Consider the following 13,939-nt stretch of genomic DNA (forward strand, 5'->3'; position numbering starts at 1 on the left):
TCAGCGCAGCTGGGAGTACCACCGCGCGCTGGCCCTGGCGGTCCGGATCTGCCGTTCGTAGGTGAGTCCGAGGAGGAGCAGGACACCGCCCACGAGGGCAAGCACCAGCCATCCGGGAACGCCGGCGAGCGCAGCGAGCGCCGGTGGTCCTGCGAGCGCGACGACCTGCACGGCGAGCGCGGCCCCGCCGAGCGCGACCGGTGCCTGCCACCCGAACCGGACGCCGGCGAGCACCCATCCAGCGGCGAGCGTCGTGCCGAGCGCGATGCGCCAGCCCGTGGGCTCGGCAAGCAGGGCGAGCGTGATCGGCACGAGCGTGGCGAGGACCCCGTAGGCGAGGCTCCGCCATGTGGGGACCTGCGGCTCGACCTGGGTGAACCGCACGGTGACGTAGGCGACGAGCCCGCCAGCGACAACGAAAAGGAGATCCGTCGGCGCGCTCGTGCCCGCCAGGCTGAGCGCGGTGAGCTCGGCTCCGACGAGCGGCGGGGTGGCGCGCCGCAGGAACTCGGTGCGGGACGCCACCGGAGGGAGCCCGGGAGGGGTTCCGAGCACCGCAGCGGCGCCCCACAGCGCCACGACCAGCACGGCCCAGCCGCCCGCACCGGTGACGTCGTCCTCGATGAGGAGTGCCACGAGGGGCACCGTGAGCACGGTCGTGACGAGCGTCGGGCCCCAGACGCGCGGCCCGCGCAGCGGCTGCCAGGCCCACGCGCGGCCGAGGACGAGGCAGGACGTCGCGACGAGCGACGTCGCGATCGCTACCCACAGCAGGGCCGACGCATCCCCGGTGGCCGCAAGGACGACGGCGCGACCGCCGACGCCGATGGCCGCGGCGCCGAGCGCCAGGAGCGCGACGCCGCTCGCGGTCGGTGCCCAGACCGCAGGGCGCGTGCCGCGGTCGGAGCGGTCCACGATCACGGCGCTCGCGACGAGGACGAGGACAGCAGCGGCGAGTGCCGGTGCCCGCCATCCGGCCGCCACGGGCGCCATGAGCGTGGTCGGCAGCAGAAGTGCCCCGACGCCGCCGAGCAGGGCGCGGGGGGTGGTGGTCCGTCGTCGGGCGAGGCCGTACAGCCCGACGAGGACGAGGACCGTCGCGCCGGGCGCCGTGTACGCCTCGGGATGGGAGACCTGGCGCTCGGCGAGCGCGACCCATGACCCGGCGACCGCGAGACCTAGCGCGAACCACCCGGCCGCGTGGCGCTGTGGCGTGAGGGCCCATGCGAGAGCGCCCGCGGCCTGGACGAGGAGCGCGGCGATGAGCGCCTGCGGGGGGCTCGTCGCGGCGACGACGACGGTGGCGAGCAGCCCGAGGCCGACGGCGCTCAGCTCCATCGCTCGGCGGGCCGTCTGCGGGACCGGGAGCAGCGCCGCAGCGGCAGGGAGCAGCGCCACGGCGCTGACGCACATGAGCGCCCAGAGCACGCGCTCACCATCGTCGAGCGGACGCAGCGACAGGACGCACACGACGACGAGCACCGGCACGAGGCCCGCGGCGCAAGCACGCAGCGGCGTCGCCCGGGACCGTCCGACGCTCAGAGCCACCGCGGTGAGGAGAGACAGGGCGGCGACGACGACGGCCAGCGCGACGACCCCGTCGGGGACGTCGGTGGTGATCGCGGGGACTGATGGTTCGACACCACCGACGAAGAGTGCAGGTGCGGAGGTCAGGACGGCCGCGAGCAGCAGGACAGGACGCGGCGCGGACCCCTCGCGCGGGGTGCCGCCGTGCGGCGCCGTGGTGGACGGCGCGCGCAGGGACGTCACGGACAGCGCGGCGACTGGCAGCAGGACGGCCAGGGCGGCGACGAACCAGCCGATCGATCGCACGTCGACGAGCGCCTGGACGCCGAGGCCGAGGCCCGTCGCCCCGAGGACCGTCGCGCCCAGGGTCAGGCTGTCGCGCACCCGGCTGGTCGCATCCGCGGTCCTGGGTGGCTGCCACCCACGAGCCATGACGAGGAGCACGGCCGCGCCGAGCAACCCCGCGGCGAGGATGATCTCGCCGGTGGTCCGGGAGGACTCGGCCGCTCCGGCGCTCGCGGCGCTGCCGAGCGCCACGGTGAGACCCACCCCGGCGAGCGCGGTTCCCCGGCTCGCGGTCCGCCACGGGCTCGCCATGCGGCGCTCTCCATGGACGACGAGCAGGAGGGGGAGGGCGAGCCAGACCGTGGCCCGCCACGGGGGAGAGCTGGGCAGGAGACCCAGCATGAGGACCGCCAGGCCAGCGCACAGGGCGGCGATGCGGGCGGCTGGCATCCGCGCCGGATGCCGCATGTGCACGACGACAAGCCCAGCAGCGGCAACGAGGAGCCCCGCGACCGTCGTCACGACGAGGAGGTCGAGGCCGTCGACGGCCGAGGACGGCACGAGCGCCGCGGCGGCGAGCAGAGCTACCGCGGTGGTCGCCGGAAGGACTGCGATGACGGAGAGCGTCGTCGAGGCGGCGGGTGACGCCGCGGCGCCGAGCTGTGGGTACCTGCGCACGGCTGCCGAGACGAGGAATGCTCCGCACGTCGCGCCGAGCGGCGCTGCCCAGAGCGCGTGCGCCGAGAGCCACCCGTCCCATCCGGCATCGAGGACGGCCTGGAGGAGACCGGTGGCGAGTGCCGCCGCGGCCAGCACGCTGCTCGTGCCCGCCGCGACGGACCACCCGGACCGGGCCGGGCCGCCCGGCGGGGCGCCCGGCGGGGCGCCCGCGGGCCGGGTCTCGAGGACGGGGTGGGTCGTCAGCCCGGACCACAGGAAGCACACGAGTGCGGCCGCGGTCAGGCCGCCCGCCGCGCCGAGAGGGCCGTCGACGAGAAGGGCGCCGAACGTCGTCATCGCGCAGAGTGCGAGCAGCGCGACGGCGCCGACTCGCAGTACCCGGACGGCGCGGGGCTCGCACCGGCCGTCGAGTGCGAGGGCGCAGGCGCCGACGGCCACAGCGAGCAGGGGTGCCCGGGCGGTCGGCGACCCCAGCGACATGCCGAGCAGCGCGGGCGCGCACGGCACGAGGACAGTGCCCACCACGCGGGGAGCCGCGAGCCGCAGCCGTCGTCCGAGCGGCACGAGAACGGCCGCGCTCACTGCGGCGACGACCGCGAGATACCAGGGCCCGTCAGGCAGGTCGAGCAGACCGGTTGCCCGCAGTGCCCAGACGTCCAGCACGACGAGGAGGGAGCCCACCGCCGCGAGTGCTTCCGCCGAGGAGCTCAGCTGGCGGCGCCGGGCCACGGAGGCGAGCGCGAAGAACAGCGTGGTGAGCCCGACGATGATCAGGGCCCGCACGGCCACGGGCATGGAGCCCCAGGTGAAGGCAAGGAAGACGATGCTCGCGCCGCCCAGCAGGACGGCGCCGAGGGCGAGCAGAACGTTCTGGAGCGGCCACGATCGGCGGGGCTGGGCAGGGGGGAACGGTCGCGGGGCATGGTGCGCGACCTGCTCGTAGGTAGCGGCGGCGAGCGGTGACCGGACGGCGGCGGGGAGCGGCGGAGTGCGCGGCGGTGCGACGGCACGGGGCGGTGCAGCGGCGCGAGGCGGTGCGGCAACCGCCGGCTGCGAGGTGACGACAGGCTGCGAGGTGACGACCGGCTGCGGGGCAACGACAGGCTGCGGGGCAACGACAGCCTGTGGGGCGGTGCCTGCGCGCATGCTCGCGATGAGCTCGTCCCGCTTCGCTAGGAGGGACACGACCTCCTGCGTGGTGTTCCACAGGTCCAGGCCAGCGGGTCCGCTCGTGTCGAGACCGCACACAGCACAGACGGCCCCCGGCAACGCGGACGCGCACGCCGGGCAGCGGGTGGGGTCCACGAGCGCGTCGCGGTCGAGCAGGGGCGGGCTCGCCGGGGCTGGCCAGGGGCGTGTCATGGCGCCTGATCTTGCCGCACCGTCCGCTCCTTGGCGAAAAGCCTCGACGAGCCTGTGGACGCCCACCGCCCCAGCACGGCGTCGATAGGGTTAGATGGAGATCATCGTCGCAGGTCACCCGGCGGCGACCCCGGAAGCCAGGAGGAGCACCATGGCCGGCCAGGAACACCAGCAGCACGGCGCCCAGGACCGCCCGTCCGACGAGCCGGAACCGGCTCCCGTCGCCGCAGCCCCCCAGGCCCGGGACACCGAGGTTGATGCGCTGCTCGAGGAGATCGACGAGGTGCTCGAGTCCAACGCGGAGTCCTTCGTCCGCGGCTTCGTCCAGAAGGGCGGGCAGTAGACGCTCATGGAGCTCGACTCCGCGGGCGGGCTGCCGGGTGCGTTCCTGGCCCAGGGCTCTGCGTCGTTCATCGACCTCGTGTCCTCTCATGCCCCACGACTCGTCCCGGTTCCGCTGCCTGCCGGGGACGCGCCGCAGAACCCCCACGGCACGACGATCGTCGCGGTGACGTTCGACGGGGGCGTCGTCCTTGCGGGGGACCGTCGAGCGACGATGGGCTCCGCGATCGCGCACCGCGAGATCGAGAAGGTGTTCCCGGCGGACGAGTTCTCGGCACTCGGCATCGCGGGGTCCGCTGGCATCGCTCTCGAGCTCGTGCGCCTCTTCCAGCTCGAGCTCGAGCACTACGAGAAGATCGAGCGAGCGCTGCTGTCCCTCGACGGCAAGGCGAACCGGCTCTCGACGATGATCCGGAGCAACCTCGGCCTTGCCATGCAGGGGCTCGCCGTCATCCCCCTGTTCGTCGGCTTCGACGTGGACCGCGGGTACGGCCGGATCTTCTCCTACGACGTGACCGGCGGCCGGTACGAGGAACGTCATCATCACAGCGTCGGCTCGGGATCGGTCTTCGCTCGCGGCTCCCTGAAGAAGCTGTGGCGGCCCGGCCTCGACGCACCGGGCGCGGTGAGGGTGGCGGTCGAGGCGCTCTTCGACGCCGCTGACGACGACTCGGCGACGGCCGGGCCTGATGTCCTCCGACAGATCTGGCCCGTCGTGGCCACCGTCACGGCCCAGGGCTACGCGCGGGTGCCGGACGCAGAGCTCGGCGAGATCGCGGGAGACACCCTGCGCGCGCGTGCCGCAGCGGAACAACAGGTACGGGACGCGCGCGAGCGCGGGGCGGGGGACCAGCGATGAGCATGCCGTTCTACGTCTCGCCCGAGCAGCTCATGAAGGACCGGGCCGACTACGCGCGCAAGGGGATCGCCCGCGGTCGCTCGGTCGTCGTGGCCGCCTATGACGCGGGCATCGCGTTCGCGACGGAGAACCCGTCACGCGCCCTGCACAAGATCTCGGAGATCTACGACAAGATCGCGTTCGCCGCCGTGGGGAAGTACAACGAGTTCGAGAACCTGCGGGTCGCCGGTGTCCGGTACGCCGACATGCGGGGGTACTCCTACGACCGTACCGACGTCAACGCACGTGGACTCGCGAACGCCTACGCGCAGACTCTCGGGACGGTGTTCACGACGGAGTCGAAGCCGCTCGAGGTCGAGCTCGTCGTGGCAGAGGTCGGGCAGACCCCGGCGGACGACCAGATCTACCGCCTCTCCTACGACGGGTCGGTCGCCGACGAGCACGGCTTCGTCGTCATGGGCGGGCGGTCCGAGCAGCTGCGGGACGTGCTCGCCGAGGAGTGGCGGCCCGGGCTCGGCCTGGCCGAGGTGCTCGCCCTCGTCCGCAGGGTGCTGGCCACTCCCGCTCAGGGCTCCGGCGAGGCACCGGAGCCCGTGATCCCGGCAAGCGGGCTCGAGGTCGCGGTGCTCGATCGTGACCGGCCGCGGCGTGCGTTCCGCCGCATCACCGGCTCGACGCTCGACGAGCTCCTGGAGGGGGCGTGAGCACCCGCCGGATCTTCGGGCTGGAGACCGAGTTCGGGGTGACGTGCGCGAACCCCGACGGCCCCAGCCTCTCTGCGGACGAGGTGGCCCGGTACCTGTTCCGCAAGGTCGTGGCGTGGGGGCGCTCCTCCAACGTCTTCCTGCGCAACGGGTCCCGGCTCTATCTCGACGTCGGCTCGCACCCCGAGTACGCCACGGCCGAGTGCGACGACATACGTCAGCTCGTCGCGTACGACCGTGGTGGCGAACGGATCCTCGAGGGACTCGTCGCGGACGCCCAGCAGCGGCTCGAGCTCGAAGGGATCCCCGGGCGGATCCATCTGTTCAAGAACAACACCGACTCGGCGGGCAACTCGTACGGCTGCCACGAGAACTATCTCGTGCGACGCCAGGGAGACTTCACCCGGCTGGCTGACGTCCTGGTCCCGTTCCTCATCACCCGGCAGGTGCTCACCGGCGCCGGGCGCGTCCAGCAGACGCCCAAGGGAGCGACGTACTGCTTGTCGCAGCGGGCCGACCACATCTGGGAGGCGGTCTCGAGCGCCACGACGCGCTCCCGCCCGATCATCAACACGCGCGACGAGCCGCACGCCGACGCGGAGAAGTACCGGCGGCTGCACGTCATCGTGGGTGACTCCTCGATGGCGGAGCCGACGACGATGCTCAAGATGGGGTCGACCGACATGGTGCTCCGGCTCGTCGAGGCCGGTCTGCCGATGCGGGACCTGGCCCTCGAGAACCCCATCCGGGCCATCCGTGAGATCAGTCACGACATGACGGGCAAGGCGCCCGTGGTCCTGGCGACCGGGCGGACGATCACCGCGATCGATCTCCAGCAGGAGTACCTCACTCGCGTACGAGACCTCGTGGAGGGCGGCGAGGAGATGTCCGCCATGGACGCGCGGGTCTTCGACCTGTGGCACCGCGGTCTCGTCGCTCTCGAGTCCGGGGACCTCACTGACGTGGACCGTGAGCTGGACTGGGTGATCAAGCTCCGGCTGATCCGGCGCTACCAGGAGAAGCACTCGATCGACCTCGGCGACCCGAGGATCGCTCGGCTCGATCTGGCGTACCACGACATCTCACGCACCGAGGGGCTGTACAACCTGCTCGCGGCGCGCGGTCTCGTCAAGCGGGTCGCGAGCGACATCGAGGTCCTCGAGTCCACCGCTGTCCCGCCGCCCACGACCCGGGCAAAGCTGCGGGGCGACTTCGTCCGCAGAGCGCAGGAGGCACGCAGGGACTACACGGTCGACTGGGTGCACCTCAAGCTCAACGACCAGGCTCAACGGACCGTGCTGTGCAAGGACCCCTTCCAGAATGTCGACGAGCGTGTCGATCGCCTCATCGAGAGCATGTGAGCATCGCCCCACCGACGAACCTGGCCGGGACTCTCAGGCTGCTCACCTAAAATATCGGGCTATGCCCCTGCGGACCCTTCGAACCCGAGCTCTGTCCCTGTGTGCTGCCTTCTGCGTCGTCGGTCTCGTCGCGTGCGCCCCCGACGCCGAGGACGGCCCCACCCCGACCGAGGACCCTGGACCGCTCGTCGAGATCACGGGGACGGGCGGCTCGGCCCCAGATCTCGTCTACACGCCCCCGGTGGACGTCGACGAGCCCCTGACCAAGGTCGTGTGGGAGGGAGACGGAGCCGAGCTCGTCGAGGGCGAGCCGGTGCTGCTCTACATCTACTCCGAGAACGGCGCGGACGGCACCGTCGTCCGGGACGACTTCGCGACGGTCCCTCGTCCCTACCTGCTGACGGCGGACGCCATCGGTCCAGACCTCCACTCGACCCTCATGGGGCAGACGGTCGGGTCCCGGATCCTTCATGTCGTCGAGGCGGACGGAGTGCCGCTCGTCATGAGCATCGACATCATGCCCACCCACGCGGTGGGCACCTCTGCCGACCCCGAGGCCGGGCTCCCGACGGTGACCCGTGACGAGAGCGGGGAACCGCAGGTGACGATCCCCGCAGAGACGGCACCGCCCGCGACCCCCGTCGTGCGGCAGACCGTCCGCGGTGCTGGCGACCAGGTGACCGCGGGGCGGCAGGTCGTCATCCAGTACGTCGCGTACAAGTGGTCCACGGGTGAGCTCTTCGACACCTCCTGGGGTGCGGACCTGCTGCCGCGCACGGTGACGCTCGGCACGGACACGCTCATCGAAGGGCTCGACGAAGGCCTCGTCGACCTCCCCGTGGGTAGCCAGGTCATGGTGGTGGTGCCGCCGGACCTCGGATTCGGCCCGAGCGGCAACGACCTCGCGGCAGAGACGCTCGTCTATGTCGTCGACATCCTCGCGGTGTCCCCGGCTGCACCCGCCTGACCCGGCCGGTCTCCCGACGGCCCGCCGCCCGGCCCTGGTATCGGTTGGCACCGGGCGCGCCCCGGCGGGTACGGTTCCGGCGGTAAGCAGGAGTGGCGGTCGCCCTCAGGAAGCAGGAGCCCATGTCTGTCTCGGTCCGAGTGGTCCCGTGCCTCGATGTCGACGCCGGACGTGTCGTCAAGGGCGTCAACTTCGAGAACCTGCGGGACGCCGGCGACCCGGTCGAGCTCGCGGCGCGCTACGACGCGCAGGGCGCCGACGAGCTGACGTTCCTCGACGTCTCGGCGTCCTCAGGGAACCGCGCCACGACGTACGACGTCGTCCGGCGCACCGCGGAACAGGTGTTCATCCCCCTGACCGTCGGGGGCGGCGTGCGCAGCGCGGACGACGTCGACCGCCTGCTGCGTGCGGGCGCCGACAAGGTCGGCGTGAACACGGCGGCCATCGCCCGGCCCGAGCTGCTGTCCGAGATCGCCGACCGGTTCGGCAGCCAGGTGCTCGTGCTCTCGGTGGACGCCCGGCGGGTCACGGGTGACACCCGCACGGACTCCGGCTACGAGGTGACGACCCACGGCGGACGCCGGGGGACAGGCATCGATGCACGCGAATGGGCTGTGCGGGCCGCCGAGCTGGGCGCCGGCGAGATCCTGCTCAACTCGATGGACGCCGACGGGACGTACGACGGTTACGACCTCGAGATGTTCTCGGCGATCCGCAGTGTCGTGTCGGTCCCGCTCATCGCCAGCGGTGGTGCGGCGGCGCCTGAGGACTTCGTCGCTGCCGCGCGTGCTGGCGCCGACGCCGTGCTCGCGGCGAGCGTCTTTCACTTCGGACGCCTGACGATCGGTCAGGTGAAGGACGCGATGGGCGACGCGGGTGTTGAGGTCCGTCGCTGAGCAGACCGCGGTCAGCTGTCCGACGCAGGGGGGGAGCTCGGGGGCGGGAACGCGGCGTCCATCGTCGCGACGTCGGGCTCCGAGCCCTCACGGCGGACCCGGGTGGCGGCGCCACGCCCGAACGCGTGCAGGAGGAGATCCGCGACGCTGCCGCGCAGGACGACGCTCCCGTGCCCGTCACGTGGCCTGCGTGCGACGGTCCGCGGGCCGGTGTCGGCCGCGAGGATCACACCGACGCCGGCCTTGCGGTAGAGCAACGGTGCAGCGCGCCTGAGCTGGTTCCAGAGCAGCTCCTCGACCTCGGGCGCGGTGGTCTCATCGGTGACGTCGGCGCCCGCGCGGACGACGTCCTGTCGGTGGACGTAGAACTCCACGCCGTTCATGAGGTCGCCCGCCCAGCTCCTGGGTGACAACCTGTGCGGGCGGCGGGCCACGCGGCGCACGAGATCGGTGAAGGCTGCCGGATCGGCCGAGTCCGTGGCGAGGTCGTCGATCGCACGCGGAGTGAGCGCCCAGGGACGCGCCTCACGCAGGTACAGGTGGGCAGCGAGGTGCTCGGTGGACCACCCCTCGCACAAGGTCGGCGCGCCGGGACCGGCGGCGAGGAGCGCGTCGGCGAGCGCGAGGCGCTCCTGGTGGTGCTGCGGCACGGTGTTCGAGCGGGTGGAATTTTCCATTCCTTCATCGTGGCACGGCCTGGCGACCTTTGCCGTGAGACGATGCTGTGATCCCCCTGGAAGGACCGAAAGTATCGTGAATTCGCACGCCCTTCGAGGGTCCCGTGCACAACGCTCCGTCGGGCTCATGGCTCGTGGCATCAGAGCCGAGTGGCGCATCTATGTCTGGGCGATCGTCGCCTCCGCCGCCTTCGGGGCACTCACCGTCGCGGTGAGCCAGGTGCTCGGACGGGTGACCGACGACGTCGTCGTGCCCGTGCTCGAGGGGTCCCGGCCCGCGGTGGACGCATGGGTGGGAGGCCTCGCGCTCGCGGCGGTCGCCGTGTCGCTCGCTGTGAGCGTCGCGACCCGGCGGATCCTCGCGGGGATCGGCATCTCGAACCTGCAGGCGCGACACCGGCGCGCGGTCACCCACCGGTACCTCGAGCTGCCGATGACGTGGCACCGGGCGCACCCGGCCGGCCAGCTGCTGTCCAACGTGAGCTCCGACGTCGAGGCCGCGACCGGCGTGTTCAACCCGCTGCCGTTCGCCCTCGGGGTGTGCGTGATGATCGGCGTCGCCGCCGTGGCGCTCCTCCAGCTCGACGTCTGGCTCGCGGTGGCGGCGTTGAGCATCCTGCCCCTCGCCGTCCTCGCGAACCTCGTCTTCCAACGGTTCATGTCGCCGGCGATCACGCACGCCCAGCAGCTGCGGGCGGAGGTCGCCGACGTCGCGCACGAAAGTTTCGAAGGTGCGCTGCTCGTGAAGTCCCTCGGCACCGAGGACCGGGAGGAGGAGCGCTTCACCGAGAAGACCGACGCGCTCAAGGACGCGAGCATCCGCGTCGGGACCATCCGCGCGTTCTTCGACCCGGTCATCGAGGTCCTGCCCTCCCTGGGCACCCTCCTCGTGCTGCTCGTCGGCACCTTCCGGGTGCGGGCCGGCCTCGTCGAGACGGGCCAGGTCGTCTCTGCCGCGTACCTCCTGACGATGATGGCCGTCCCGGTCCGTGCGTTCGGCTGGGTGCTCGGAGAGCTTCCCCGTGGCCTCGTCGGGTACGACCGCATCTCCCGCGTGCTCGACGCGCCCGGCATGCTCGTGCCCGGTACGACCCCCCTGCCCGCGCCCGGTGGTGCGGGCGAGCACGGGATCGCCGTCGCCTTCGACGAGGTGGGTGTGGCGGTCCCGCTCCCGACCGGCGTGGCGCACCTGCTGCGCGACGTGAGCATCGACGTCCGCCCGGGCCAGACGGTCGCCGTCGTCGGCGCGACCGGTGCGGGGAAGACGACGCTCGTGTCCCTGCTCAGCAGGCTCTCGGACCCGACGAGCGGACGCGTCCTCCTCGACGGGATCGACGTGCGCACCCTCACCCCGGCGAGCCTCACGTCCGCCGTCGCGCTCGTGGCGCAGACGACCTTCATCTTCGAGGACTCGATCCGTTCGAACATCACGCTCATGGACGACGACGCCGAGGACGGCCCCGGCGACGAGGAGGTGTGGGACGCCCTCGCGCTCGCGCGGATGGACGGCGTCGTGCGCAACCTCCCGCTCGGCCTGTCGTCGCCACTGGGCGAGCGTGGCGCGAACCTCTCGGGCGGGCAGCGGCAACGCATCGCGATCGCCCGCGCGCTCGTCCGGCAGCCGCGCCTGCTCGTCCTCGACGACGCCACGTCCGCCGTCGACCCCGAGGTGGAGCAGGCGATCCTCGCCGGGCTGCGCGAGCGCACCGGGGCGACGGTCGTCATGGTCGCCTACCGCATGTCGAGCGTCGCGCTCGCGGACCTCGTCGTGCACATCGAGGGCGGGCGCATCGTGGACAGCGGATCGCACGAGGAGCTGCTCGCTCGTGACGAGGGCTACCGAGACCTCGCGCTCGCCTACCAGCGCGAAGCGGCACGCCGCGAGGAGCTCACGGACGAGGAACCCACCGACGAGGAGGTCGGACGATGACCGATTCACACGGCTCGATCGCGTCCGCGACGACCTCGGGCGTCTGGAGCACCCTGCGCCAGGGCCTGGCCATCTCCCCGCAGATCGTCGAGGGCATCCGGGTCACCCTGCTGCTCGCGATGGTCGCGGCGGCGGGCCGGATCGTCGTGCCGCTCACCGTGCAGCAGACGGTCGACACCGGGATCCGGGCAGAAGGCGGCGTCGACGCCGACCGGGTCGTGCTCCTCGTGTGCCTGGCTGCCGGCGTGCTCGTGCTCGCCGCTGCGTGCTCGACACTCGTGAACGTCCGGCTGTTCCGCAGCACGGAGCGCGGGCTCGCCGCGCTGCGCGTGCGCGCGTTCCGGCACGTCCACGACCTCTCGGTCCTCACGCAGAGCACCGAACGCCGGGGATCCCTCGTGTCCCGCGTGACGTCGGACGTCGACACGATCTCGATGTTCGTCCAGTGGGGCGGGATCATGCTCCTCGTCTCGATCTTCCAGCTCCTCGCGGCGACCGTCCTCATGACCGTGTACTCGTGGCAGCTCACCCTCGTCGTCTGGCTGTGCTTCCTTCCCCTGTTCTTCGTGCTGCGCCCCGCGCAGAAGCGGGTGAGCGCCGCCTACACGGCGGTCCGGGCGAAGGTCGGCGCGATGCTCGGAGCGGTCTCCGAGGCCGTCGTCGGCGCCGAGACGCTGCGCGCGTACGGCGTGAGCGCACGCACCGGTCGACGGATCGACACAGCGATCGAGGAGAACCGCAAGGCTGCGGTGCGTGCTCAGAAGCTCGTGAGCGTCGTGTTCTCCGGCGGAGTGCTCGTCGCGAACCTCGTGCTGTCCGCTGTCGTCGTCGTCGGCTCCTACGTCGGCGTAGGTGGTGGCCTGACGATCGGTCAGCTGCTGGCCTTCCTCTTCCTCGTCCAGCTCTTCACGGGACCCGTGCAGATGGCCACCGAGATCCTCAACGAGCTGCAGAACGCGGTCGCGGGGTGGCGCCGGGTGCTCGCCGTCATCCAGGCGCCCGTCACGGTCACCGACCCGGGCGAGGACGGGGTGCACAGCCCGCGCGGCCCCGCTCGCGTCGACCTCGAGGGCGTGTCGTTCGCGTACCCGGGCGGCCCGGAGATCCTCCACGACGTCACCCTCCACCTGCCCGCACGCACCCGCGTCGCGGTCGTCGGTGCCACAGGCTCCGGCAAGACGACCATCGCGAAGCTCGCGACCCGTCTCATGGATCCCACCCGTGGGCGCGTGCTGCTCGACGGCACCGACCTGCGGGAGCTGTCGGCACGCAGCCTGCGTGCCCGTGTCGTCATGGTGCCGCAGGAGGGCTTCCTGTTCGACGGCACCCTCGGGGAGAACATCGCGTACGGGTACCGGCCGGAGATCGTCGGCGGAGCCCCGGGCGCCGAGGACGGCGCCACCGGTCCGCACCTGGCCGAGATGCTGTCGCGTGCGCTGCGGGACCTCGGGCTCGAGGACTGGGTCGCGGATCTGTCCGACGGGCTCGACACGCCTGTCGGTCAGCGTGGGGAGTCGCTGTCGGCCGGGGAGCGGCAGCTCGTCGCGATCGCTCGGGCCTACCTCGCCGGGGCGGACCTGCTCGTCCTCGACGAGGCCACGTCTGCCGTCGACCCCGCTGCGGAGGTGCGCATCGCACGCGCCCTGGACTCGCTGACCCAGGGACGCAGCACCATCACCATCGCGCACCGTCTCTCGACGGCCGAGGCGGCCGACCTCGTGGTCGTCGTCGACGCCGGACGGGTCGTCGAGGTCGGCTCGCACGCCGAGCTCGTCCACGCAGGCGGCACGTACTCGAGGATGCACTCGGCATGGGTGGTCCAGGTCCGCTGACAGGCCGTCGGCGGTCCCGGGCCCGGCCCGGTGGCCGCGCGCGGGCCGGTGGCCGCGCGCGGGCGTGACCCCGCCGAACGGACGTGGGAGGATTCACCGGTGCTGACGTCATCGCCCACCGTTCCCGAGAGCTCCCTCGACCCCGCCGTGGCGGCGCGCCTCAAGCGCGACGCGGCCGGCCTCGTCGCGGCCGTCGTGCAGCAGCACGACACCCGCGAGGTGCTCATGCTGGGGTGGATGGACGACGAGGCGCTCGCGCGTACCCTCCGCTCCGGACGCGTGACCTTCTACTCCCGCTCCCGGCAGGAGTACTGGCGCAAGGGCGACACGTCCGGTCACGTGCAGTGGGTCCGCCGCGTGTCCCTCGACTGCGACGGCGACGCGCTGCTCGTCGAGGTCGACCAGGTGGGCGCAGCGTGCCACACGGGCGCCCGGACATGCTTCATCGAGGGCGGCGAGCTGCCCGCCGTCGTCACCGGACCGCAAACCGAGCAGGAGAAGGAGCCATCGGCGTGA

At 72.2% G+C, this 13,939-nt stretch carries 11 protein-coding genes; 9 read left to right on the forward strand and 2 right to left on the reverse strand.

The window, feature by feature from the left end:
• On the reverse strand, nucleotides 1-3,855 hold the full coding sequence (locus AC2AXK_RS05440) for a DUF2157 domain-containing protein (RefSeq protein WP_484344342.1): 3,855 nt from the start codon (nucleotides 3,853-3,855) through the stop codon (nucleotides 1-3).
• Nucleotides 3,856-4,006: 151 nt separating this feature from the next.
• Between AC2AXK_RS05440 and AC2AXK_RS05445 the strand changes: the two genes are divergently transcribed.
• From AC2AXK_RS05445 to hisF, 6 genes are all read left to right on the forward strand, one after another.
• Nucleotides 4,007-4,198 carry a ubiquitin-like protein Pup gene (locus tag AC2AXK_RS05445; RefSeq protein WP_484344343.1) on the forward strand — a complete coding sequence of 64 codons (192 nt, stop codon included), beginning with the start codon at nucleotides 4,007-4,009 and terminating at the stop codon, nucleotides 4,196-4,198.
• Between the two features lie 6 nt (nucleotides 4,199-4,204).
• Nucleotides 4,205-5,056 (forward strand): proteasome subunit beta, encoded by an 852-nt coding sequence (gene prcB, locus AC2AXK_RS05450; RefSeq protein ID WP_484344344.1) that lies wholly within the window; start codon nucleotides 4,205-4,207, stop codon nucleotides 5,054-5,056.
• Nucleotides 5,053-5,760: a proteasome subunit alpha gene (gene prcA / locus AC2AXK_RS05455; RefSeq protein ID WP_484344345.1), complete on the forward strand. Its 708-nt coding sequence runs from the start codon at nucleotides 5,053-5,055 to the stop codon at nucleotides 5,758-5,760. Before prcB ends, prcA begins: the two co-directional genes overlap by 4 nt.
• Nucleotides 5,757-7,121, forward strand: a complete 1,365-nt coding sequence (pafA, locus tag AC2AXK_RS05460; protein ID WP_484344346.1) for a Pup--protein ligase — start codon at nucleotides 5,757-5,759, stop codon at nucleotides 7,119-7,121. Before prcA ends, pafA begins: the two co-directional genes overlap by 4 nt.
• Before the next feature lie 61 nt (nucleotides 7,122-7,182).
• Nucleotides 7,183-8,088 carry an FKBP-type peptidyl-prolyl cis-trans isomerase gene (locus AC2AXK_RS05465; RefSeq protein WP_484344347.1) on the forward strand — a complete coding sequence of 302 codons (906 nt, stop codon included), beginning with the start codon at nucleotides 7,183-7,185 and terminating at the stop codon, nucleotides 8,086-8,088.
• 122 nt (nucleotides 8,089-8,210) lie between these two features.
• Nucleotides 8,211-8,984: an imidazole glycerol phosphate synthase subunit HisF gene (hisF, locus tag AC2AXK_RS05470; RefSeq protein ID WP_484344348.1), complete on the forward strand. Its 774-nt coding sequence runs from the start codon at nucleotides 8,211-8,213 to the stop codon at nucleotides 8,982-8,984.
• Nucleotides 8,985-8,995: 11 nt separating this feature from the next.
• Here the strand turns inward: hisF and AC2AXK_RS05475 are convergent, their stop codons facing one another.
• Nucleotides 8,996-9,661 carry a TIGR03085 family metal-binding protein gene (locus AC2AXK_RS05475; protein WP_484344349.1) on the reverse strand — a complete coding sequence of 222 codons (666 nt, stop codon included), beginning with the start codon at nucleotides 9,659-9,661 and terminating at the stop codon, nucleotides 8,996-8,998.
• Between the two features lie 127 nt (nucleotides 9,662-9,788).
• On the opposite strand from AC2AXK_RS05475, the gene AC2AXK_RS05480 reads away from it, so the two are divergent.
• From AC2AXK_RS05480 to hisI, 3 genes are all read left to right on the forward strand, one after another.
• On the forward strand, nucleotides 9,789-11,591 hold the full coding sequence (locus tag AC2AXK_RS05480; protein ID WP_484344350.1) for an ABC transporter ATP-binding protein: 1,803 nt from the start codon (nucleotides 9,789-9,791) through the stop codon (nucleotides 11,589-11,591).
• The gene (locus AC2AXK_RS05485; RefSeq protein WP_484344351.1) at nucleotides 11,588-13,423 is read left to right on the forward strand and encodes an ABC transporter ATP-binding protein; all 1,836 of its coding nucleotides are present in this window, start codon (nucleotides 11,588-11,590) and stop codon (nucleotides 13,421-13,423) included. The genes AC2AXK_RS05480 and AC2AXK_RS05485 overlap by 4 nt, the downstream gene beginning before the upstream one ends.
• A gap of 99 nt (nucleotides 13,424-13,522) precedes the next feature.
• Nucleotides 13,523-13,939: a phosphoribosyl-AMP cyclohydrolase gene (gene hisI / locus AC2AXK_RS05490; protein ID WP_484344352.1), complete on the forward strand. Its 417-nt coding sequence runs from the start codon at nucleotides 13,523-13,525 to the stop codon at nucleotides 13,937-13,939.

The sequence above is a fragment of the Sanguibacter sp. Z6_81 genome, from assembly GCF_057180625.1.